This window comes from Pseudoalteromonas sp. N1230-9 (assembly GCF_032716425.1).
Classification (GTDB): Bacteria; Pseudomonadota; Gammaproteobacteria; order Enterobacterales; family Alteromonadaceae; genus Pseudoalteromonas.
In genome coordinates this window covers 1,300,116-1,322,852 of sequence record NZ_CP090419.1, presented here as the reverse complement: position 1 = coordinate 1,322,852, position 22,737 = coordinate 1,300,116, and the positions used below count along the sequence as shown (strand labels likewise).

Genomic DNA, 22,737 nt, shown 5'->3' with positions numbered 1-22,737 from the left:
GATGGCAGCGCTTCATGCACTTAAAAACGGACTAGCCCTTGCGCTAGTCTGTTTGCTACTAACAAGTTGTGGCTTTCATTTAAAGAAAGCCTCAAACTTACCTGACGATTTAAAAGTCATTTCACTGGTGGGTGATGATGAAAAGTCGGCCTTATTCGAGTTAGTGGAAAAAGAGCTGATTGCCAGTAAAGTTGACCTTCAGCATGGCGATCGATTATTGCCGGAGCTAACAATTCACAGAGATCGCTTAGAACGTCAAATCCTATCGTTATTCGACAATGGCCAAGTTGCAGAATATGAACTGGCCTACAGTGTTAGTTACACACTTAAGCGACCTGGTCAGCAAGCTATTAATCAAAACTTCGAGCTGTATCGTAATTACCAAGACGACCCTGATAATGCTCTTGCAAAAGCGAAGGAGCTTGACTTGCTATTAAGCGAGATTCGTAAGCAAGCGAGTCGTCGAATTGTACGAGAGTTATCACAACTGTAATGCGTTGCTATGCAAACCAGCTACCTAGCCAGTTAAAAAAAGGCCTTGCGCCTTTTTACATGGTGTTTGGTGAAGAGCCCTATCAAATTACACAGTGCATCATGCAAATTCGTCAAACGGCCAAACAACAAGGCTTTGACGAAGTTATTAAATTTACGCTAATGCCTGGCTTTGATTGGCAAGAAATTATTGCCCAATATCAAAGTATGTCGTTATTTAGTGCTCGTACTTTAATCGAGTTTGACTTAAACGAGCAAAAGCCTGGAACACAAGGCAGCCAAATATTTAAACAGCTCGTAGAGCTTGTCAATCCAGACACTATTTTAGTGCTAAAAGGGGCTAAAGCCGGTCAAGACATTCAACGTAGCGCGTGGTTTAAAGCACTTGATAAACAAGGTGTATTTGTACCTTGCTACCCGCTGACGGGGAATCACTTAAGTCGCTGGCTAGATGAGCAGTGTGACAGTTTAAACCTAAACCTGCACAACAATGCAAAGCAAAGCTTAATTGATGCCACTGAAGGAAACCTGCTTGCTTGCCATCAAGAACTTGAAAAACTATCGCTACTGTATGGAAGTGATTTAGTCGATCAACAAGCTGTGATGCAAGGACTACTCAATCAATCTAAGTTTGATATTTTCGATTTAAGTCATGCTCTTTTACAAGGTCAGTCTGAACAAGTCGTTAAAATTATGAGCAAACTTGCTGATGACAACACGGAAGCCATGAGTATCTTTTGGGCTATTAATAAAGAAGCAGCAAGTTTATTGGCAATGCAACACGGGCGATTAAATGGTGCCAATATGGCTGATTTATACAAGCAGTTTAATATTTGGAAAAACCAACAAGCAACGACTCAACAAGCCCTAAACCGCCTTAATATTAAAGCTCTTGAACAAATCACTAAACACCTAGCGCAGTTTGATGCCGCTTATAAGCAAGGGAATCTAGTCGCACCTTATCAAGCATTAACACATATATGTTTAGTGTTTTGTCAGCCTGTCGAAATGGCACTACCTTGCCATCCAGCATTCGGCTAAGCGTGGTGATTGATGATTGCTATTTTTGGTGGCACATTTGACCCAATCCATCTAGGTCATATTAATATGGCTGAGCAATGTGTTCAGCAATGCAGCTTAAACACGCTTTATTTTATGCCCTGCGCAATACCTGCCCACAAAGCTAAGCCAGGTATAAGCGATGAGCACCGCATTAATATGCTCAAACTCGCGATTGAAAACAATCCACATTTTGCCATTGATTACCGAGAACTTAATCGAGATGGTGCGTCTTATTCACTGTTGAGCTTGCAAGAGCTGCGTGCAGAAAACCCAGCAGCGCCAATTATGTTCTTAATTGGAATGGATTCATTCAATAACCTAGATAAATGGTTTAAATGGCAAGATATTGTCAAGCTATGTCATATTGTGGTCTACCAACGTCCTGGGCAACACTGCCAAGTAACCGGTGAACTGGCTGATTATAAAACACACGCTGAAACGGATGACCTTCACCAACTAGCGCACAACCATGCAGGTAAGCTGTTCTTTTTAAATGGCTTACAAGTTGATGCCGCATCCAGTAAAATCAGAAAAAAACTACTTTTAGATGATGACATGACGGAACTTTTACCACACAGCGTCAGTCAATACATTGCGCAGCATCATCTTTACCAAACAGATGAATAAATAGCGGTTGCGTGATAAAATAACAAATTACGATAATTTAATTTTGAGAAAACACTTTGGATTCTAAACAACTACTCGCCTTTGCCCTTGATAAAATCGACGATATGAAAGCTCGTGATGTGGTACAACTCGATGTTCGTGGTAAATCTGATATTACTGACTATATGTTAGTGTGCTCTGGTAACTCTAAGCGTCACGTACAATCAATTGCCGATCACGTTGCCAAAGAGGCGCGTCACGCGGGTGAAGAGCCGCTTGGTTATGAAGGCCAAAACGAAGGCGAATGGGTACTTGTTGACCTAGGTGATGTTGTTGTACACGTAATGCAAGATCAAACACGTGACTTCTATGATCTAGAGAAACTTTGGGGTTAACCCTTAGCAAGAACATAGGTACGCATTTTGAAGATACAATTGATTGCTGTTGGCACAAAAATGCCAGCATGGGTTGAAACCGGATTTACAGAGTATCAACGCCGTTTTCCGCGTGATATGCCACTTGAACTTGTTGAAATACCAGCAGGAAAGCGTGGTAAAAATGCGGATATCAAACGTATTTTACAACTCGAAGGTGAAAAAACCTTGGCGGCTATTCCAAAGGGTAACCGTATTGTTACCTTGGAAGTAACCGGTAAACCAATGGATACGCATCAACTCGCTAAGAGTATGGAGAAGTGGCAACTTGATGGCCGTGATGTTAGCTTGTTAATTGGCGGCCCTGAAGGCTTAGCACCTGAATGTATCGCAGCCTCTGAACAAAAGTGGTCACTATCAAACCTAACACTACCGCACCCTTTAGTGCGTATTATTGTTGCCGAAAGCCTTTACCGTGGCTGGAGCTTGAATAACAACCACCCTTATCATCGCGAGTAGTAAAACCAATGCGAAAACACAGACCCACGATTCGAGACCACTCGGCTGAAGCAAACTTATTTGCTCGCCGAGCATTTGTGGGTTTTGTGTTTGTTACCCTGCTAATTGGTGTCTTATTATCAAATTTATATAACATACAGGTAATTGATCACCAAGATTACCAAACTCGTTCGAACGATAATCGTATTAAAGTCATTCCGATTGCGCCCAATCGTGGCCTTATCTATGACCGAAATGGGGTATTACTGGCCGAAAACAAACCAGTTTACAATCTTGAAGTGATCCCTGAAGATGTCGACGACCTCGATAAAGCGCTCACAGCTGTTCAACAGATTATCGATATCAGTGAGCAACAAAAAGCTGACTTTTTAGATGATATAAAGCATAACCGTCGCTTTAAAAGCCAAGTACTAAAATCACGATTAAATGAAACCGAAGTAGCAAAGTTTTCGGTAAATCAGCATAAATTTCCGGGGTTTAGTATTGAAGCTCGCCTCGCTCGCTACTACCCATATGGTGATACCCTCACCCATGCCTTAGGTTATGTTGCTAAGCTTAATAAAAAAGAGCTTACAAAACTCGAGGCGGAGGATCAGGCGACTAACTACCGTGCAACGCACGACATTGGTAAGCTGGGTATCGAAAAGTATTACGAAGAACTCCTGCATGGTATGGTTGGCTCACAACGTGTTGAAGTAAATAACCGTGGTCGAGTAATTCGTACTCTTAGCCTTACCCCACCAGAGCCTGGCCATGATTTAGTGCTTACCCTCGATATAGGTTTACAGCAAATTGCCCAACATGCCTTAAAAGATATGCGGGGTGCGGTTGTTGTGCTTGATGCCAAAGATGGCGGAGTATTGGCGCTATACTCAAATCCAAGCTACGACCCTAACTTGTTTGTGCATGGTATCAGTAGCAAAGATTACAAAGAATTACTAAACCCTGATCGACCACTTATAAATCGTACAACCCAAGGCCGGTATGCCCCTGCATCAACAGTGAAGCCACACATGGCTATTTTGGCATTGGAAGAAGGGCTGGTCACCGAGCAAACAAAAATTTGGGACCCTGGCTTTTTCCAAATACCTAATGTTGAACACAAATGGCGTGACTGGAGACGTTGGGGCCATGGTCATGTCGATGTTTACAAAGCCATTGAAGAGTCATGTGATACCTACTTTTACGATGTAGCTTACCGATTAGGCATCACAAAAATCAGTGACTTTATGACTCAATTTGGCTTTGGCGAGCTCTCGGGTATTGATATTCATGAAGAAACAACGGCAATTATGCCATCCAAAGAATGGAAAGAAGCCCGTTTCAGAGAATCGTGGTGGCGAGGCGATACAATTTCAGTGGGTATCGGACAAGGATATTGGACTGCCACTCCGATGCAAATAGCCAATGCAACTAACATTTTGGTGAACCGTGGTTTGGACCACCCTCCTCATCTTGTTCAAGTAGCCAAAAAAGAAAACGAAGTAACGCAAATCAATAATGATGAAAAGCCACCTGTGGTACTTAAAGATCCACATCACTGGCAAATTGCACTTGATGCGATGCACAACACCGTACATAAAGTAACAGGGACAGCCCATAAAGCATTTAAAGGGGCGACTTATGACCCTGCTGGCAAAACGGGAACCGCACAAGTTGTCAGTATTGCACAAGGTGAGCGTTATGACGCTAAGTCATTAAAAGAGCGCCAACGTGATAACGCGATTTATATTGGTTTTGCACCCTATAATGACCCACAAATTGTTGTTTCTGTGGTCGTAGAAAATACTGGTGGTGGTAGTACCGTTGGTGCGCCAATCGCCCGCCAGTTAATGGATTACTATTTTTCGGCTAACCCAATTCAAACAGCTCAAAGTGACGCGCCATGATCCCATTAAATAAAAAACGCTCTATTTGGCAGCGCCTTCACCTCGATTTACCACTTCTTATAGCCCTTATGGCTATGATGGTGGCGAGTCTTGCTATCGTATACAGCGCCAGTGGCCAAGACTCGGCGATGATGATTCGTCATGCAACCCGTATGTTTGGTGCAGTGCTAGGTATGTTTATTCTTGCTCAATTTTCACCTAATACATTAAAAAGCATGGTTATACCCCTTTATTGTGTGGGGCTTCTGATGCTGGTTGGTGTTTTGCTATTCGGCGTTAGCTCAAAAGGTGCTCAGCGTTGGCTTGATTTGGGGGTAACTCGATTTCAACCGTCTGAATTAATGAAAATAGCCGTTCCTATGATGGTTGCATGGTATATCGGGCGTAACCACTTACCACCGAGAGTCATCCACCTAATTATTGGTTTTGCGATCGTGATGGTACCAACCGTCTTAATAAAAGAGCAACCTGACTTAGGTACCTCGATTTTAATTGCCAGTTCTGGCATCTTTGTGTTGTTTTTGTCTGGTTTAAGTTGGCGCTTGATTGGTTTTTTTAGTGCAACCATCGCGCTCGCTGCATGGCCATTTTGGCATTACGGAATGCACGACTACCAACGCCAACGGGTGCTCACGTTTTTAGATCCTGAAAGTGACCCTCTTGGTTCTGGCTACCACATAATTCAGTCAAAAATAGCCATTGGTTCTGGTGGTATAGAAGGAAAAGGTTGGCTGCAAGGTACACAATCACAACTCGAGTTTTTACCAGAAAGACACACTGACTTTATCTTTTCAGTACTCAGTGAAGAGTTTGGTCTTTTTGGTGTTTGCTTACTGCTTTGCATGTACCTATTTATCATAGGTCGCGGACTCTACATTGCTGTTAATGCCCAAGATGCATTTGGTAAACTTCTAGCGGGAGCGCTCACGTTAACCTTTTTTGTTTATGTATTTGTAAATATTGGCATGGTATCGGGTTTACTCCCTGTAGTGGGTGTTCCCTTACCATTAATTAGTTACGGTGGCACATCGATGGTAACCCTGATGGCCGGATTTGGTATTATTATGTCCATCGCTACCGATAAAAGGATGCTTTTAAAATAATGATAAACCGCGTGAACCTTCTATTTATTGTTTTAATGTGTGTGTTGCTAACAGCATGTAGCTCTTCTTCACAACGAGGCAGGTATGCAATGGAACATGATGCTGCTCCGCTGCGTAAGCCTACAGAGCTTGAAATGCAAGATGCCGTCGTCACACCTGTAGTGAAAAGTGCAAGTGCTGGTCGTCCTTATGAAGTACTAGGTAAACGCTACACACCTATGCTTGATGAAACCGGTTATTCTGAGGAAGGTATAGCGTCGTGGTACGGGCGAAAATTTCATAATTACCACACCTCTAACGGCGAAATATACGATATGTTTGCTATGTCTGCCGCTCATAAAACGCTGCCTTTACCCAGTTTTGCTCGTGTGACTAATCTAGATAATGGTAAATCGGTAATCGTACGAGTAAATGATCGCGGCCCTTTTCATGATGACAGGTTAATTGACCTGTCCTATTCAGCCGCTTACAAGCTAGGCTATTACACAAAAGGTACAGCGCGTGTTAAGGTTGAAGCAATTACACTTGCCGATTCTGCCCCACGTCTAAGTTACATACAGGTTGCTGCAGGCAGTACACTTGCTAACGTCGAAGCTCTCGCGTTTCAATTGCGTCAGCAATACCATGTACCAACAAATATTGTTGAAAAAGACGGAATTTATCGTTTGCGACTCGGTCCAATCAAAGATGCTGCGGAAGCACAAACTGTCTTGAACAAATTAAAACAAAACCAATTTCAGAACGCGTTCTTGCTTTACAGTGAGTAAGACCTTTAGAATAGGTTAACGCGACATGTTTAACTTTAACCATTAATGAGTATGATGAAATCTATAAAATATAAAATCTTAAGTGGCGTTTGTGGCCTTGTTTGCACTGCTAGCGTTTTCTCTGCAACAGCCCAAATCATCCCTGCCCCACCTCAAGTTAATGCGAAAGGTTACTTCTTGGTTGATTTCACCACCGGTAAAGTGATCGCAGAAGGCGAAGCCGATACCAAATTGGCGCCTGCAAGTTTAACCAAAATGATGACCAGTTATGTAATTGGTACTGAAATTAAAGCAGGTAACATATCACCTACAGATATGGTTACTGTAAGTGAAAAAGCGTGGGCAAAGAATTTCCCTGAATCATCAAAAATGTTTATCGAAGTTGGTAAACAGATCAGTGTTGACGATCTTAACCATGGCATCATCATTCAATCTGGTAACGATGCCTGTGTAGCAATGGCCGAGCATATTGCTGGTAGTGAAAGTGCATTTGCTGATTTAATGAATGCTCATGCTGAAAAATTAGGTATGACTAACAGCCACTTTATCAACAGCCATGGTTTAGATACAACTGAGCATTTCACAACTCCACGCGATATGGCGACACTGGGCGCTGCACTTATTCGTGACGTACCTGATGAATACGAAGTGTATGCTAAAAAATCATTCACTTATAATGGCATTAAACAATATAACCGTAACTCATTGTTATGGGATGAGAGCATGAATGTTGATGGCATCAAAACTGGCCACACATCAGAAGCGGGTTATAGCTTAGTGAGCTCTGCGACTAAAGACGATATGCGTTTAATTGCTGTCATTATGGGCGCAGAAAGTGAGCGCGCACGTAAAGTTGAAAGTAAAAAATTACTTAACTACGGTTTTCGCTTTTTCGAAACAATTACACCGTACAAAGCTGGCGATAGCTTCGCTGAGCAACGTATTTGGATGGGTAACAAAGAAAATGTATCTTTGGGTATTTTAGAAGATACACCGATTACGATCCCTCGTGGTCAACGTAAAAATTTAAAAGCAAACTTTGAGCTTGATAAAACCTTAGAAGCACCGCTTGAAAAAGGGACAAAAGTAGGTACTTTATTTTTACAGCTTGAAGGTGAAGAAATCGCGCAATATCCACTAGTTACACTAGAGGAAGTAGCAGAAGGTAGCTTCTTTAGCAAAATTTATGATTACCTACGTTTACAAATAATGTAATAACGAATAAAAGATTATAAACGCCTTGCATCGCAAGGCGTTTTTTTTTGCCTGAAAAATGATAGAATGCGCCCCATATCAGTCGCGCTGGGTCGAGTGCGTCATAACCTAGTTTGCTTAACGCCAAGAAATGGCCGAGAAAATCTCTATTAAGCACACTCACTGTTTGAGGAGTCACCGTCGTGGTTCAACCTGTTAAAAATACTAAGTTTGATGAGTATTTAGACTTCCCTTGCCCATTTACATTTAAAATCATGGGCTTAGCAAATGTAAACTTGACAGATCAAGTCTTAGAAAAGCTGCAACCTATTGCACCAGGTGATTACGCACCTAAAGTAAAGCCAAGCAGCAAAGGTAATTACGAATCAGTAACGCTTGTTGCAACGGTCACAAGCAAAGAGCACATTGAAGAAATCTATAACGTGATCAGCAACATCGATGACGTACGTCATATGCTATAGGCTGATTACGGAGTAAGTCGTGAGCGAAAGAGAATTAATCGTTCGTCAGTTAGGTCGTCAGCGTTACATGCCTATTTGGCAAAAAATGCAATCTTTTACTGATACTCGTGATGAACATACCGCGGATGAAATCTGGTTAGTAGAACACGAACCTGTATTTACACAAGGCCAAGCAGGTAAAGCAGAACACTTGCTAAACACGGGTGATATTGAAGTTATTCAAGTGGATCGTGGTGGCCAAGTTACCTATCACGGTCCAGGCCAACAAATGATGTACGTGCTGTTTAATTTACGTCGTTTAAATATTGGTGTGCGTGAACTCGTCACTTGGTTAGAAGAGTGTATTATAGATACGCTTAAAGATTATGATATTGATGCTTACGCCAAAGCCGATGCACCGGGTGTCTACGTAAACGATAGTAAAGTGGCCTCACTTGGCCTTCGCGTTCGTCGCGGCTGCTCTTTCCACGGTTTAGCACTGAATGTAAACATGGATTTAGCGCCTTTTTTACGGATCAATCCATGCGGCTATGCAGGTATGAACATGGTGCAAACAACCGACTTACATGGCCCACAAAACCTCGAGCAAGCAGGTGCAGGGCTTGTAAAACACATGATTAAAAAGCTTAATGCTACTGTGGTTAAGCACACTGAAGGGTTTGAAAACGAATGAATAAACCAGTCAAAATGGAACCAGGCGTAAAACTGCGTGATGCAGAGAAAATGGCGCTGATCCCAGTTAAAGTTTTACCAACTGAAAAAAACGAGATGTTGCGTAAGCCAGAATGGCTAAAAATTCGCTTACCAAAATCAACCGAACGTATTGATGGCATTAAACAAGCTATGCGTAAGCATGGTTTACACTCAGTATGTGAAGAAGCATCGTGCCCTAACCTATCTGAATGTTTCAACCACGGTACTGCGACCTTTATGATTCTAGGTGCAATTTGTACACGTCGCTGTCCATTCTGTGATGTTGCACACGGCCGTCCATTAAAGCCTGATGCAGCAGAGCCAGAGAAACTGGCACTGACTATCAAAGATATGAAGCTAAGCTACGTTGTAATCACATCGGTTGATCGCGATGATTTACGCGACGGTGGTGCACAACACTTTGCTGATTGTATTCGCGAGATTCGTAAGCATAACCCTAAGATCACGATTGAAATCCTTGTGCCTGATTTCCGTGGCCGTATGGACCGTGCTCTTGATATCTTAATTGAAACACCACCTGATGTATTCAACCATAACCTCGAGACTGCACCACGTTTATACAAGCTAGCTCGTCCAGGAGCTGACTATAAATGGTCGCTTGAGCTATTACGCCGTTTTAAAGAAGCACACCCTAATGTGAAAACAAAGTCTGGCTTGATGGTAGGTTTAGGTGAAGAAATTAGCGAGATTGAAGAAGTGCTACGCGACCTTCGCGAAAATAACGTTGATATGCTAACTGTAGGTCAATACCTGCAACCGTCTAAACACCATCTAGCAGTAAAGCGTTACGTGCCACCAGCAGAGTTTGATGCTTTAAAAGACTATGCAGATGAGATTGGCTTTACGCATGCTGCCTGCGGCCCGTTTGTTCGCTCAAGCTATCATGCTGACCAACAAGCAGCTGGTAAAGAAGTAAAATAATACGCCAGTATATAAAACTAAAAAAGGCCGCGATATTTTATAATTCGCGGCTTTTTAGTTGATTAATATTCTCTTCTTCTCTGAGCATTGCAAACTGCTCATGAGCGTATAGTTTCACAAGTTCAGCTTCAGAGATGGGCGTTATAGCCGACACACTCTGCAAAATCATAGAGGGAAACACGTGCTTAAAAACATACCCAACACGTTCAATGTGAAATTCTGAACTGACTAAAATTAACTTTTGAATGCCCGCTGCTTCTAAAATAGGTTTTGCAAGTGTCGCATCTTCTAACGTAAACCGGCTGGGTGCATTATCTAAAAAAACTTTTTCAGCAACACCTAAGCTCATTAAATATCGTTGCGTTAAATAACCATGTGGGTGAGCACTGAGATTAAAACTACCGTAACCCCCAGTACATAAAATATAGCTACCTGGGTTATTTAAATACACCTCGAATGCTTTATCACAACGACTTTTTGCAATTACCGATAAGCTGCCATCCGCCTCATTAGGTGCGCCGAGTACGACAATCCCTGTTTTCATTTGCAGTCCTTAAACTTGGTATCGGGCTAAAAACATTTTAACCGTTTGCCTAATAATCTCTGCGTTAGCTTTACTGTCTTGTTGCTCAAAACCATAAAGTAACGGATAAAAAATTAATGACTTTAATTGGTAGACAAACTGTTTAGCTGCAAACTCTGCATCTTCAACTTGTAATTTCTGAGCGAGCGTAGCTTGTTCTAAAAACGCCACTAAATCTTGCATACATCCCATACTATTGTTAGCAAGTGATTTGGCCAAGTCAGGCTGCTGTAACATCTGCATAAAAGCAACTTTTGCTACTTTTAAAAACTCCTTAGACGTTAATAAAGCAACTTCTTGTTCAGCTATTTGTGTAAGCTGCTCATTGACGGGTTTATCGCTATTAAAAAGCACAGCATTATCTTTACGTACCTTTTCAAACATAAAGACTAAAATAGCCTGAAACAACACATCCTTATTCTCAAAGTGGTTGTAAACCGTTCGCTTCGAAACCCCTGCTAAACTCGCTACCTGATCCATACTGGTATGCTCAAACCCTTGCTGAAAGAAAAGAGTTTCTGCAGCATTTAAAATATCTAATCGCTTTCTTTGTGATAATTTCATCGACCCCTCCGATTACCTAGCTAGTGTAACGCAAAAACAAAAATTGCACTATATAGTTTACTTTTAATGTAAACCATGAAAAACTACACTGTGTAGTTTACTTGTGGTGACAATATGAAATTTCTTAAATGGCTAGCAATCGCCGCTCTATGCATCGTGATGGGAGTGTTTATTATGAATAATCAATTAGTTGCTGAAGGTGTGAGTAACAACAGCCACTCAGCACAATTAACAGACGGCAAGTTTCACAATAGCGCTCAAGTTGAAAGACCTAGCTTTAAGAAAACACTAGGTATCTTCAAACGATTCATTACTGAAAAGAAAATTGATGCTGAGCCTAAAGGCGAGCTTCCAATGCACTCTGTTTCTAATGCACAACTTGAGCGTTTATCAAATGACACAGTGCATTTTGTAAAGTTAGGTCATTCATCTATTTTAGCGAAAGTGTATGGCGAATACTGGCTATTTGATCCGGTGTTTTCAGAGCGCGCTTCGCCTTTTACATTCATGGGTCCAAAACGCTTTCAGCCAACACCGATCAGCATTGAAGAGTTACCAAACATCGCGAAAGTGTTTATTTCACACAACCATTATGACCACTTAGATAAAGCGGCAATTAAACAACTAGTCGATAAAACGGCGTCTTTTTATGTGCCGCTTGGTGTCGAAAACGACCTTAAAAAATGGGGCGTTGATGAACAAAAAGTGCATAGTTTTGATTGGTGGCAAGAGCAAAATACGGCAAATAGCCAAATTATTTTTACACCAACACAGCACTTCTCTGGCCGTGGTTTAACTGATGGCAACAAAACACTATGGGGTTCATGGGCAATTAAGGTCAACAATAAGCGCTTTTACTTCAGTGGAGATTCGGGTTACTTTGCAGGTTTTAAAGAAATTGGCGACCGCTATGGACCATTTGATATTACTTTTATAGAAACAGGTGCCTATGATAAAGATTGGGCTGATATTCACATGACACCCGAGCAGTCTGTACAAGCCCATTTAGACCTCAAAGGCGATGTGATGGTGCCTGTTCACAATGGTACTTTCGACTTAGCCTTTCATGCATGGTATGACCCACTAAGGCGCGTTGCAAAAAAAGCCGCACAAGAGCAAGTTTCGCTCAGCACACCGCTAGTTGGTGAGATATTCAGAATTCAAGATTCTGTTATCGATAAAGCATGGTGGTAAAATTGAAAGGATGCGAAGTGCATGACTATCCTTTCATCTTGAATAATTAGTTATTGAAAGCGTCTTTCTAGACAGTCTCACTTCCTACCAATATAGTGAGACTCTGTTCAACAAACCAGAAAAAATAATGATAACCTACTTAAAATACGCAAGCCTAGCCTTTGCAGTTGGTTTAGCGGGCTGCTCAGAGCCTGCATCAAATACTAGTGAAAGCGTAATAAACAATGAAACTGTGAGCATTGATAATATACGCTCACATATTAAAACACTTGCTTCTGATGAATTTTTAGGTCGTGGACCGCTAACGGAAGGCGAAACACTAACAATTAACTACCTAGCAAATGAATATAAAAAACTTGGCCTAACAGGCAGCTACAAAGGCGAGTTTTTGCAACCTGTTACTATGGCGAAACTCACGCCTGATCAAAACATGACATTGAAAGTCGGTGATCTAAGTTTCAATGCAGGCAGTGACTTTACTGCTCGCACTCAACAAATTAATCCAGAAATTAATATTGATGGTTCTGATGTTGTGTTTGTTGGCTACGGTATTAATGCACCTGAATATAATTGGAATGACTTTGCCGATATTGATGTCAAAGACAAAACAATCATAGTACTTGTTAATGATCCAGGTTTTGCTACTCAAGATGAGACGCTATTCACTGGTAATGCGATGACCTATTACGGTCGTTGGACTTACAAATACGAAGAAGGCGCACGTCAGGGTGCCAAAGCTGTTTTCATCGTCCACGAAACAGCCCCTGCTGCTTACCCTTGGGGCGTTGTAGAAAGCTCTAACACGGGCAGTAAATATACCTTAATTGACCAAGCTAACAATGCCTCAGACATCCCTGTTATGGGTTGGATTGATGAACAAGCTGCCAATGAAATATTCGCGCAAGCAGGTTTTGATTATCAAACTGAAAAAGCCAACGCATTAAAAGCAGACTTTCGACCAGTTGATTTAAAAGCTAAGGCCGAACTGACGCTTAAAAGTGATATTTCACAAGCAAAATCTCATAATGTGGTTGCAACGCTTACTGGTAGTGAAACCCCTGATGAGTACATTGTCATTGGTGCACATTGGGATCATTTTGGTACCAAGCAAACTGATGATGGGCTGAAGATTTACAATGGTGCTGTTGATAATGCATCTGGGAGCGCAGCGACAGTTGAAATTGCTCGCATTCTTAGTGAAATGCACAAGAAAAAACCATTTAAACGCTCTATTATCTTCGCCAACTTCACCGCAGAAGAAACTGGCTTAATTGGCTCTGAGCAATTTGCTACCGGTGAGATTGTGCCTACAAAACACATGGTGGCACTACTAAACATTGATGGCATGAATGTGCTTGATGGCGTTGATTACATTTTACAATATGGAAAAGGCATGTCTGAAATGGAAGACTACCTAGCTGATGCAGCCAAAGCACAAGGCCGCCACGTTAAAATGGACCCTCGTCCTCAAAACGGCCTGTTTTTCCGCTCAGACCACTTCTCTTTAGCTAAACAAGGTGTGCCTAGCTTGTTGTTTATGAGCCTAGGTGATACCGACCCAGACTACATTGCTCATAAATACCATAAAGAAGCAGATGACTATTCGCCACAATGGTCAATGGGTGGCGTTGAGCAAGATATTGAACTCATTGTTGATATTGCTGCCAAGCTTGCCAATAACGGTGATTGGCCAAAGTGGAAAGCTGATTCTGACTTCAAAGCTCGCCGTTTAGAAGATAGGAAATAATTAAGCATTCGCTGAATGACGCTAACTCGAACAATCAGATTCGATGAATGAAATTGAATTTGATTGTTCGAATTTTTGCCTTATTCATCGACAGAGATAATATGAGAGTTATTAGGTATTTCATTCCTCTTCCTTAATACAACTTCCTACTTGTTTTTTCATTCTGCTTACCTGTCGGTATGTGTCATTAAATGAATACCAAGCTTACGTCATAACACTAAGCCAAATTTCCAATTACATAAAACCCAAAAATAGCGCTCACTTTTTAATTTTAACAAGTTAGCTGCATTATTTATTAATGATAATTAGATTGTGTACTGTAAGAAGCAAGTGATGAACTAGGCAAGAGTCAATTTTTTCACCATATGAAGCACGGTGATTTTAGGACATAAAAAGACCCCCAGTAATTGGATTATCCAACTAGTGGGGGTCACTTCAAATAGCTCGGTTTTCTAGTCTAAAATGACCTTACCCGTTAAGCTTCGCCTTTAGCGACTGTGCCTCTGCTTGCACTTCATCTGGGCCGTTGTTGATGACATCTTCAATAGCCTGTAAAGCTGAATCAAAATCGTCAATTTCAATATATGCTCTTGCTAAATCAAGCTTGGCAGAATAACCACCGCTCTCTGCATCAACGTCTGTTGGGTTATCACCTGCTAGTAAGTCATCAAAGTCACTTAAGCCGACATCCATATCCACATCGTCATAAGGCTCGTAATCAAGCGCTTCATCATCACTTTGTTCGAGCAATGAATCAATATCCACAAACTCATCACTGGCCGAGGTATCTGGTGAAGTGCTGTTAGGCTCTGTGGTTTCTAACTCGTCACTATTTGAGTCGTCAATTTGTAGGTCTTCATTTAGAAGCGCATTAAAATCAACATCAAATTCGCTGGCATCGGCAACATGGCTATCATCAGGTTCTGCAAGTTCATTTAATAACGCATCAAAGTCTGTTTGCGTAAGATCAGCCATGAAATCATCGTCGATATCATCATCTGAAATATCACTGAAGTCATCCGTTGAAGCTGGCTCTTTATCAGCTAGTGTCTGCTCCTGTTCGTGCTCAGTACCTAAATCAAGTAGGTTATCACCTTCTTGTGTGTTCTCTTCATCAGAGTCAATTAAGTCATCTTCTGTAAACTCATTGTCGATGAGAATCTCATCGTCAAAGTCATCATCTAGCTGATCGACACCCGCCGCAGCAAGAGAGTCTGCTAAGTCTTGCTCCGCTTGACTCGGTGTTAACTCTGTTTCATTGGTTGTTTCGTCAACAACCTCGCCTGCTTCTAACTCATCAAATTCAAGCTCTGGATACTCTTCCAACTCTTGGCTTGGGGTAACCATATCTTGTGATAATGGCTCATCTTCAGCGTCTAAATCAACGTCATCGACACGCTCTTCTTCAGCGAGCGGATCATCGCCAAGATCGATTTCTACTTCTTCAAAATCTTCATTTGGCTCATCTATTGACCAGTCTGGTGCAGCGACATACTCTTCCTCTTCCCCAATTTCGCTAAGAAGCTCATCAACACTCTTTAATGATGGATCATCATATTCATCTAAACTGTCGTCATCATCTAGCAAGTCATCACTGTTTTCACTAAAGTCAGTATTGATAGCTTCATCAATATCAACTTCGTCAATGTCTGCATCATCGTTTAACTCCGATGCAAGCTCTTCTACGCGAGTATCATCAATTGCTTGTTCTGCATCAGCAAGATCTTCGAGTGAATCAGTGAGATTTTCATCATGCTCAGATGAGGGCTCTGAATCAGAGAGTTCTGAAATTTGTGCCTGCGTATCTTGCTTTAATTCATTTGCCTCTTGTATTAGCTCATCAATATCATCAAGCGCTAATTCGTCATCACCATTGAGTGAATCATCTAATTCATCCTCATCGGTAAGCGAGTCAATATCATCAACGTCGAGTGTATCTTCAATCTCGTCTTCATCAACAAGTGCGTCCGCATCTGGTTCAACGTGTGCTGGCTCTTCTGCGGCTTCGTCGATAAGTGAGTCAATGTCATCGACATCAAGTGCATCATCAATCTCGTCTTCATCAACAAGTGCATCCGCATCTGGCTCAACCTGTGCTGGCTCACCCGCTTGCTCTTCTGCGGCTTCGTCGAAAAGTGCGTCAATGTCATCGATATCGAGTGCATCATCAATCTCGTCTTCATCAACAAGTGCATCCGCATCTGGTTCAACGTGTGCTGGCTCTTCTGCGGCTTCGTCGATAAGTGCGTCAATATCATCGACATCGAGTGCATCATCAATGTCGTCTTCATCAACAAGTGCATCCGCGTCTGGCTCAACCTGTGTTGGCTCATTTGCTTGCTCTTCTGCGGCTTCGTCGATAAGTGCGTCAATGTCATCGACATCAAGTGCATCATCAATGTCGTCTTCATCAACAAGTGCATCCGCGTCTAGCTCAACTTGAGCTGGCTCATCCGATTGCTCTTCTGCGGCTTCGTCGATAAGTGAGTCAATGTCATCGATATCGAGTGCATCATCAATCTCGTCTTCATCAACAAGTGCATCCGCATCTGGCTCAACTTGAGCTGGCTCATCCGATTGCTCTTCTGCGGCTTCGTCGATAAGTGAGTCAATGTCATCGATATCGAGTGCATCATCAATCTCGTCTTCATCAACAAGTGCATCCGCATCTGGCTCAACTTCAGCTGGCTCATCCGATTGCTCTTCTGCGGCTTCGTCGATAAGTGAGTCAATGTCATCGATATCGAGTGCATCATCAATCTCATCTTCATCAACAAGTGCATCCGCGTCTGGTTCAACTTGAGCTGGCTCATCGTTTTGATCTTGCGCGGCTTCGTCGATAAGTGAGTCGATGTCATCGATATCGAGTGCATCATCAATCTCGTCTTCATCAACAAGTGCATCCGCGTCTGGTTCAACTTGAGCTGGCGCATCGTTTTGATCTTGTGCGGCTTCATCAATGAGTGAGTCGATATCATCTAGGTCAAAGGCATCATCTGCTTCATCTTCATCAACAAGATCACCTTCTTCAACAGGTGCTAGTTCAGACTCGTCTGTTTGTGCTTCATCGATTAGACTATCTATATCGAAATCGTCTTCATCGATCAGTTCTGCATCAGGCTCATTTGACGGTTCGTCAAGTAGATCATCAATATCATCGTTATCAATACTTGCATGTGTATCCTCTGCTGCATCTTGTTGCTCATCAATCAAGCTATCGATATCAAAGTCTTCTTCAGCAAGTTCTTCACTTAAGGCGGCCATTTCATCATTTGAAGAGCTTGATTCAAGCGAATCATCAAGGCTGTCATCGTTTTCAAATAAATTATCAATATCATCGGCACTTAAAATATCACCAGAAGTGTCTGCAGCAGATGGCTCACTATCTAAATCAATTTCATCACCTAAGCCGTCATCATCAGATTGGTCAAAGTCTTGCTGTAAGAATGAATCAAGTTCATCATCTTCAATCGCTTGTTCTGGCGTATCATCATTAAAGACAATATCGTCACTCAAAAGTCCTTCAAGCTCGTCTTGATTTAAAACATTGTCATCGTCTTCATCAAAGCCATCATCAATGCTGTCATCAAAAATAATGTCATCATCAGGCAGCATGTCTTGTTCTAAATCGTCATCGTCTAAACGAACACTAAGATCATCGCTATCTTGTTCAGGCTCAGGCACAAGCGGATCAGAGTCAATTATAGGGTCTAGCTCTTCTTCTGAAGAGAAGCTTGGGCTCTGCGGTAAAAACTCATCGTCATCTGTCGACTCTGGTTCATTACGGTTGCGTTTTTTTAAAAACATAATCACGCCGCCAATAACCAGTAATGCAGGTATAAACATTAACGCGCCCAGAACAAATGGGTTGCTCAAAAGTGATGAAAAGTTAACCCCACTGTCCTGTTCAATCTTTTTTGCTCTTTGCTGCTCAATAATTTCGTTTTGTTTATCAATCAGTTCTTTAAGCTGCTTTTGAATTTCGCTATCTTGGCCTAGCTGATTACGAACAGTTTCAAGCTCTTTAGAAATACCCGTAAGTTGGTTTTTTAGCTTATTGTTTTCTTCTAAAATCTCTTCAACATTTTCTACAGACGACTTAAATTGCTTTTGCAACTCAACCAGTTGCGTACCCTGCTCAGCCTTAATGGTGTTAATTTCTTGCTTTAACTCTTGTTTAGCTTCATCAACATCAACTTTACGGGCTTGCGTTACTTTCTTTTGAGATTCATTAATTTGTGCTGTCGTTAACGTGCCGTTTTTCTTTCTTTCCCATAATTCATCGTCTTGCTCAGACCGTGCTTTTGCAAGCGTTGCGTTGACAGCTCGCATTTCAGCAATTGTAGGGATTTTAAGATAAGCGCCATCACGCATGTGATTCAGGTTTTGATCAAGAAACGACGATGGATTTTTCTCATACAGAGCCTGCATGACTTGATAGATACTCACTGAGTTATCAGGGCGAACTTTAGCCGCAATACGCCATAAAGTATCGGTCGGCTTAATTGGACCAATTGAGCGCCCCTGCGCACCATAATCGACACCTTTGGGGCCTTTAAGAGTGGTGCCTTCATTAGAGTAAGTTGGTGTTATCACCAATGCAGACGCTAATAAAAAGAGTGTAGCTAAACCGCGCATGCTGATCCTTTCGTGTTTTAAATGTTAACGCAGCAACTGTCGTTGCTTAAACATTGAGTAATTCTTGCAGAATTGAATTCTTAATTGTGTTTTCTTGCAAACTCTATTCCAGCTGCAAACTATAAACCAGTTGGGCTACAATATCTATTGCAACACATTGATAGTAAATAGCTTAAATAATCGCGGCTGAGATATATTTTTATTGTTATGGTTAAGTTTATACGCTTTTACGGCGTATGCGGCAATAATTTGGCAGTGAATTCACAAAAAAAGCGGCAACTCGCCGCTTTCTCCGTTTTTAATTCAGCCTAAATCATCAGATTTAAAGATAGTTTGCAATTAGCTCTTCTGCAATTTGCACACTATTTGTGGCTGCGCCTTTACGAGTGTTATCACTCACAACCCACATGTTTAGTCCGTGTGGATGAGAAATATCTGCACGCAGACGACCTACGTAAACAGTATCGTTGCCGCTTGCATCAGATACCGCTGTTGGGTAATCGGCTAAATCATCAATAAGCTCAACCCCTTCGGCATCATTTAGTAACTGTTTTACATGCTCTAAATCAACCGGCATACGTGTTTCAATGTTAATTGCTTCACTGTGGCCAAAAAATACTGGCACACGCACACATGTAGGGTTAACAACAACACTGCTATCACCAAGGATTTTCTGTGTTTCGTTTACCATTTTCATTTCTTCACGTGTGTAGCCATTGTCTTCAAAGCTATCGATTTGAGGAATAACGTTAAACGCAATCTGTTTAGGAAAAACAGCATTATCCATAGGACGTGCATTCATTAAGTTTGCTGTTTGTTTTGCAAGCTCATCAACCGCCTCTTTACCTGCACCTGACACGGCTTGGTAGGTAGACACATTAATACGGTCAATACCGTAGGCATCATAAATTGGTTTCAATGCCACTAACATTTGAATGGTCGAGCAATTTGGGTTGGCAATAATATTACGGTTTCTAAAATCAGCTAAGCTTGATGCGTTCACTTCAGGAATAACAAGTGGTACATCAAAATCGTTTCTAAAGTGCGAGGTGTTATCGATAACAACACACCCTGCTTCTGCGGCTATTGGTGCGTACTTTTCAGAGACACTGCCACCAGCTGAGAATAAACCAATATGTGCTTGGCTAAAGTCAAATTCTTCTACATCAAGGACTTCAATCGCTTCACCGCGAAATTGAATTTCTTCACCTGCGCTACGGCTGCTTGCAAGTAAAAATAATTGGTCAACTGGGAACTTACGATCTTCTAACGTATCGATAATTTGGCGACCCACTAAACCTGTGGCACCTAAAACTGCAACATTAAATTTTTGCGACATGTGTTTTCCTCATGAGAATAAAGCAAATGCTCTATTCATTAATTCTAAATCCCAGTGCAGCTAATGTAGCTTCACACGCACTGTTTGCGGCCACCGACAAAGTATTAAACTCACGTCGGGGCGGATAATTTTTACGTAAACTATCAAAACCCTCACTACTAAGCTTGCTACGCAAGATCCCATCATCACGACGCACATCATATATTAGATGCACCAGTCGGCCGATATCATCCAAGCTAAATGTTTCGCCTAGTGTGACTGCATGGCAAATAGGTTCTGGTAGAAAATCTTCTAACGATTTAAGCGCTGCAACCCCTTCTAGTTCACAGACTTTTTGGTAAAGCATTTGCGTACCGCGCGCTTTTCCTTCCTGTGTATGCCCTGCAATGTGTACGCTGGCAAAGCGTACGTAATCAAGCAGTGGGGTCAATATAGTGGGTTCGTTTTCCCATACATCAAGCACACAGTCTAATTGTGCACCTTGCTCGAACACATCAAGTAACGCCTGATTATCAATCACATCGCCACGGCTTGCATTAATAATGGTCATACCTGGCTTAAGTGCGCTCAAGCGTGTTTTATCTAGCATATGCAACGTTTTATGCGGGCCGTGTTTCACTAAAGGAACATGAAAAGTAACAATATCGGCATCAGCCAATAGAGTGTCTAAATCAGTATGGTTGGGTAGCTCACCTGCTTCATGCTTTGGCGGATCACATAATAATAGTGTCATTCCTAACTGACTTAGCTTATCGCGTAAACAACTACCAATACTGCCAACACCTACAATTCCAAGCGTTTTACCTTGCAAAGAGCTGGCATTTTCTTGGCTTAGAGCATATAGGCTACTAATTACGTACTCTGCAACCGCCACGGCATTACAACCAGGTGCACTGCTAAAGGCAATATTTCGCTCAGCAAGTAAATCGGTATCAATGTGATCAACACCTATCGTTGCTGTACCCACAAATTTTAGTTTATCTGCTTGAGTTAATAAGGCTTTATCTACGTTTGTAACAGAACGCGTTAAAAGTATATCAACCCCTTTAAGTTGCTCAGGCTTTAGGTTACGGCCATCAAATCGCTCAACATCACCAAAATCAGCAAAGTACTGCTCAACCAATGGCATATTTTGATCTGCAAGAATTTTCATCTGTGTGTCCGAGAAGCAGAAAAGTGGCGCTATTGTAACTAAATAATCAGCTTTCGGATAGTTAACAGCTCTGAGGATTTTGCCGTTATCTATAAAAAAACTGACGTGCTTAAAAACAAAAAAGCCGAGCAAAGCTCGGCTTTCATACAAACAAGATAAAATTAACCTTTGTATTTGCTCATAACAAGCGTGGCGTTCGTTCCACCAAAACCAAAACTGTTAGACATAACAGTATTTAATTCTACATCTTGACGCTCTGTCACGATGTTTAAACCTTGTGCTTGTTCATCTAACTCATCAATATTAATTGAAGGTGCTACAAAGTTATTTTCAAGCATAAGTAGTGAGAAAATCGCTTCATGAACACCGGCCGCACCTAATGCGTGACCAGTCATAGCTTTGGTTGCACTGATCATTGGCGAGTTACCACCAAATACTTCTTGGATTGCGCCTAACTCTTTTACATCACCTACAGGTGTTGAAGTACCGTGTGTATTTAAATAATCAATACCACCTTCAATACCTTGCATCGCTTGCTTCATACAACGTACAGCACCTTCACCTGATGGTGCTACCATGTCGTAACCATCAGACGTTGCGCCATAGCCTGTGATCTCTGCATAAATGTGCGCACCACGAGCAAGCGCATGTTCAAGTTCTTCAACAACAACAATACCGCCACCGCCAGAGATAACAAAGCCATCACGGTTTGCATCGTACGTACGCGATGCTTTTTCTGGTGTTTCGTTGTATTTCGTTGACAATGCACCCATTGCATCGAATTCCATTGCCAGTGTCCAGTGCAGTTCTTCACCGCCACCTGCAAAAATAACGTCTTGCTTACCTAATTGAATTTGCTCAACCGCATGACCAATACAGTGTGCAGATGTCGCACATGCAGAGCTAATTGAATAATTAACACCTTTAATTTTAAATGGTGTTGCGAGACACGCAGAGGTCGTGCTCGCCATTGTACGTGGAACCATGTACGGGCCTACACGTTTTACACCTTTTTCACGTAGGATGTCTGCGGCTTCTACTTGCCATTTAGATGAACCACCACCTGAACCCACTAATAAACCTGTGCGTTCGTTCGAAACTTGCTCTTCGTTAAGGCCTGCATCTGCAATTGCTTGTGCCATAGAGATATAGGCATATGCAGCCGCATCGCCCATAAAACGCATTGCTTTACGATCAACAAATTCTTTAACATCAATATCGATTTTGCCAGATACGTTACTACGTAGGTTGTAATCAGCAAATTCTTGGTTGAACGCAATACCACTGCGACCCTGTTTTAATGATTCTAATACTTCTTCTTTGTTGTTACCGATGCTTGATACAACACCGATGCCCGTAATAACGGCTCTTCTCATGGGTAATTACCTTAGCTATA

Annotated in this window: 20 protein-coding genes; 14 read left to right on the top strand and 6 right to left on the bottom strand. The window is 41.8% G+C overall.

What is annotated here, in order from left to right:
* Position 1: 1 nt before the first annotated feature.
* From LY624_RS06180 to lipA, 12 genes are all read left to right on the top strand, one after another.
* Positions 2-493, top strand: a complete 492-nt coding sequence (locus LY624_RS06180) for an LPS-assembly lipoprotein LptE (protein ID WP_130151342.1) — start codon at positions 2-4, stop codon at positions 491-493.
* Entirely contained in the window at positions 493-1,533 is a 1,041-nt protein-coding gene (gene holA, locus LY624_RS06175) for a DNA polymerase III subunit delta (protein ID WP_130151341.1), read from the top strand. The genes LY624_RS06180 and holA overlap by 1 nt, the downstream gene beginning before the upstream one ends.
* Before the next feature lie 12 nt (positions 1,534-1,545).
* On the top strand, positions 1,546-2,181 hold the full coding sequence (gene nadD / locus LY624_RS06170; RefSeq protein WP_130151340.1) for a nicotinate-nucleotide adenylyltransferase: 636 nt from the start codon (positions 1,546-1,548) through the stop codon (positions 2,179-2,181).
* Between the two features lie 56 nt (positions 2,182-2,237).
* Positions 2,238-2,555, top strand: a complete 318-nt coding sequence (rsfS, locus tag LY624_RS06165; protein WP_062570647.1) for a ribosome silencing factor — start codon at positions 2,238-2,240, stop codon at positions 2,553-2,555.
* Positions 2,556-2,582: 27 nt separating this feature from the next.
* Complete coding sequence (gene rlmH / locus LY624_RS06160; RefSeq protein WP_062570646.1) at positions 2,583-3,053, top strand: 23S rRNA (pseudouridine(1915)-N(3))-methyltransferase RlmH; 471 nt, start codon at positions 2,583-2,585, stop codon at positions 3,051-3,053.
* 8 nt (positions 3,054-3,061) lie between these two features.
* Positions 3,062-4,942, top strand: coding sequence for a penicillin-binding protein 2 (gene mrdA / locus LY624_RS06155; RefSeq protein ID WP_130151339.1), 1,881 nt, complete (start codon positions 3,062-3,064; stop codon positions 4,940-4,942).
* Entirely contained in the window at positions 4,939-6,045 is a 1,107-nt protein-coding gene (gene rodA / locus LY624_RS06150; protein ID WP_130151338.1) for a rod shape-determining protein RodA, read from the top strand. The genes mrdA and rodA overlap by 4 nt, the downstream gene beginning before the upstream one ends.
* Complete coding sequence (locus tag LY624_RS06145) at positions 6,045-6,812, top strand: septal ring lytic transglycosylase RlpA family protein (protein WP_130151337.1); 768 nt, start codon at positions 6,045-6,047, stop codon at positions 6,810-6,812. Before rodA ends, LY624_RS06145 begins: the two co-directional genes overlap by 1 nt.
* Positions 6,813-6,866: 54 nt before the next feature.
* Positions 6,867-8,027: a serine hydrolase gene (locus LY624_RS06140; protein WP_062570808.1), complete on the top strand. Its 1,161-nt coding sequence runs from the start codon at positions 6,867-6,869 to the stop codon at positions 8,025-8,027.
* 182 nt (positions 8,028-8,209) lie between these two features.
* Positions 8,210-8,488 carry a DUF493 family protein YbeD gene (gene ybeD / locus LY624_RS06135; RefSeq protein ID WP_062570642.1) on the top strand — a complete coding sequence of 93 codons (279 nt, stop codon included), beginning with the start codon at positions 8,210-8,212 and terminating at the stop codon, positions 8,486-8,488.
* 19 nt (positions 8,489-8,507) lie between these two features.
* Complete coding sequence (lipB, locus tag LY624_RS06130; protein WP_130151336.1) at positions 8,508-9,161, top strand: lipoyl(octanoyl) transferase LipB; 654 nt, start codon at positions 8,508-8,510, stop codon at positions 9,159-9,161.
* Positions 9,158-10,123, top strand: coding sequence for a lipoyl synthase (lipA, locus tag LY624_RS06125; RefSeq protein ID WP_130151335.1), 966 nt, complete (start codon positions 9,158-9,160; stop codon positions 10,121-10,123). Before lipB ends, lipA begins: the two co-directional genes overlap by 4 nt.
* A gap of 37 nt (positions 10,124-10,160) precedes the next feature.
* Here the strand turns inward: lipA and LY624_RS06120 are convergent, their stop codons facing one another.
* Both LY624_RS06120 and LY624_RS06115 read right to left on the bottom strand, forming a co-directional pair.
* Complete coding sequence (locus LY624_RS06120; protein WP_130151334.1) at positions 10,161-10,667, bottom strand: YdcF family protein; 507 nt, start codon at positions 10,665-10,667, stop codon at positions 10,161-10,163.
* Positions 10,668-10,676: 9 nt separating this feature from the next.
* Positions 10,677-11,270: a TetR/AcrR family transcriptional regulator gene (locus LY624_RS06115; RefSeq protein WP_130151333.1), complete on the bottom strand. Its 594-nt coding sequence runs from the start codon at positions 11,268-11,270 to the stop codon at positions 10,677-10,679.
* A gap of 114 nt (positions 11,271-11,384) precedes the next feature.
* Here LY624_RS06115 and LY624_RS06110 point away from each other — a divergent pair, with 114 nt between their 5' ends.
* Positions 11,385-12,464 (top strand): MBL fold metallo-hydrolase, encoded by a 1,080-nt coding sequence (locus LY624_RS06110; protein ID WP_130151332.1) that lies wholly within the window; start codon positions 11,385-11,387, stop codon positions 12,462-12,464.
* 127 nt (positions 12,465-12,591) lie between these two features.
* Positions 12,592-14,211: a M28 family metallopeptidase gene (locus tag LY624_RS06105; protein WP_130151331.1), complete on the top strand. Its 1,620-nt coding sequence runs from the start codon at positions 12,592-12,594 to the stop codon at positions 14,209-14,211.
* 468 nt (positions 14,212-14,679) lie between these two features.
* Here LY624_RS06105 and LY624_RS06100 read toward each other — a convergent pair whose 3' ends face one another.
* The 4 genes from LY624_RS06100 to fabB form a co-directional block, all read right to left on the bottom strand.
* Positions 14,680-18,849, bottom strand: coding sequence for a FimV/HubP family polar landmark protein (locus tag LY624_RS06100; protein WP_341804117.1), 4,170 nt, complete (start codon positions 18,847-18,849; stop codon positions 14,680-14,682).
* A gap of 322 nt (positions 18,850-19,171) precedes the next feature.
* A complete protein-coding gene (locus tag LY624_RS06095; RefSeq protein WP_130151314.1) occupies positions 19,172-20,188 on the bottom strand; it encodes an aspartate-semialdehyde dehydrogenase in 1,017 nt (338 codons plus the stop codon).
* 31 nt (positions 20,189-20,219) lie between these two features.
* Positions 20,220-21,341 carry a 4-phosphoerythronate dehydrogenase gene (locus LY624_RS06090; protein ID WP_130151313.1) on the bottom strand — a complete coding sequence of 374 codons (1,122 nt, stop codon included), beginning with the start codon at positions 21,339-21,341 and terminating at the stop codon, positions 20,220-20,222.
* Positions 21,342-21,502: 161 nt separating this feature from the next.
* The gene (fabB, locus tag LY624_RS06085) at positions 21,503-22,717 is read right to left on the bottom strand and encodes a beta-ketoacyl-ACP synthase I (protein ID WP_062570633.1); all 1,215 of its coding nucleotides are present in this window, start codon (positions 22,715-22,717) and stop codon (positions 21,503-21,505) included.
* Between the last annotated feature and the right edge of the window lie 20 nt (positions 22,718-22,737).

What these genes read in the sequence shown, in the direction of transcription:
- LY624_RS06180 (WP_130151342.1), top strand. Translation starts at nt 2, where the DNA reads ATGGCAGCGCTTCATGCACTTAAAAACGGACTAGCCCTTGCGCTAGTC.
- holA (WP_130151341.1), top strand. Translation starts at nt 493, where the DNA reads ATGCGTTGCTATGCAAACCAGCTACCTAGCCAGTTAAAAAAAGGCCTT.
- nadD (WP_130151340.1), top strand. Translation starts at nt 1,546, where the DNA reads ATGATTGCTATTTTTGGTGGCACATTTGACCCAATCCATCTAGGTCAT.
- mrdA (WP_130151339.1), top strand. Translation starts at nt 3,062, where the DNA reads ATGCGAAAACACAGACCCACGATTCGAGACCACTCGGCTGAAGCAAAC.
- rodA (WP_130151338.1), top strand. Translation starts at nt 4,939, where the DNA reads ATGATCCCATTAAATAAAAAACGCTCTATTTGGCAGCGCCTTCACCTC.
- LY624_RS06145 (WP_130151337.1), top strand. Translation starts at nt 6,045, where the DNA reads ATGATAAACCGCGTGAACCTTCTATTTATTGTTTTAATGTGTGTGTTG.
- LY624_RS06140 (WP_062570808.1), top strand. Translation starts at nt 6,867, where the DNA reads ATGAAATCTATAAAATATAAAATCTTAAGTGGCGTTTGTGGCCTTGTT.
- lipA (WP_130151335.1), top strand. Translation starts at nt 9,158, where the DNA reads ATGAATAAACCAGTCAAAATGGAACCAGGCGTAAAACTGCGTGATGCA.
- LY624_RS06120 (WP_130151334.1), bottom strand. Translation starts at nt 10,667, where the DNA reads ATGAAAACAGGGATTGTCGTACTCGGCGCACCTAATGAGGCGGATGGC.
- LY624_RS06115 (WP_130151333.1), bottom strand. Translation starts at nt 11,270, where the DNA reads ATGAAATTATCACAAAGAAAGCGATTAGATATTTTAAATGCTGCAGAA.
- LY624_RS06110 (WP_130151332.1), top strand. Translation starts at nt 11,385, where the DNA reads ATGAAATTTCTTAAATGGCTAGCAATCGCCGCTCTATGCATCGTGATG.
- LY624_RS06105 (WP_130151331.1), top strand. Translation starts at nt 12,592, where the DNA reads ATGATAACCTACTTAAAATACGCAAGCCTAGCCTTTGCAGTTGGTTTA.
- LY624_RS06100 (WP_341804117.1), bottom strand. Translation starts at nt 18,849, where the DNA reads ATGCGCGGTTTAGCTACACTCTTTTTATTAGCGTCTGCATTGGTGATA.
- LY624_RS06095 (WP_130151314.1), bottom strand. Translation starts at nt 20,188, where the DNA reads ATGTCGCAAAAATTTAATGTTGCAGTTTTAGGTGCCACAGGTTTAGTG.
- LY624_RS06090 (WP_130151313.1), bottom strand. Translation starts at nt 21,341, where the DNA reads ATGAAAATTCTTGCAGATCAAAATATGCCATTGGTTGAGCAGTACTTT.
- fabB (WP_062570633.1), bottom strand. Translation starts at nt 22,717, where the DNA reads ATGAGAAGAGCCGTTATTACGGGCATCGGTGTTGTATCAAGCATCGGT.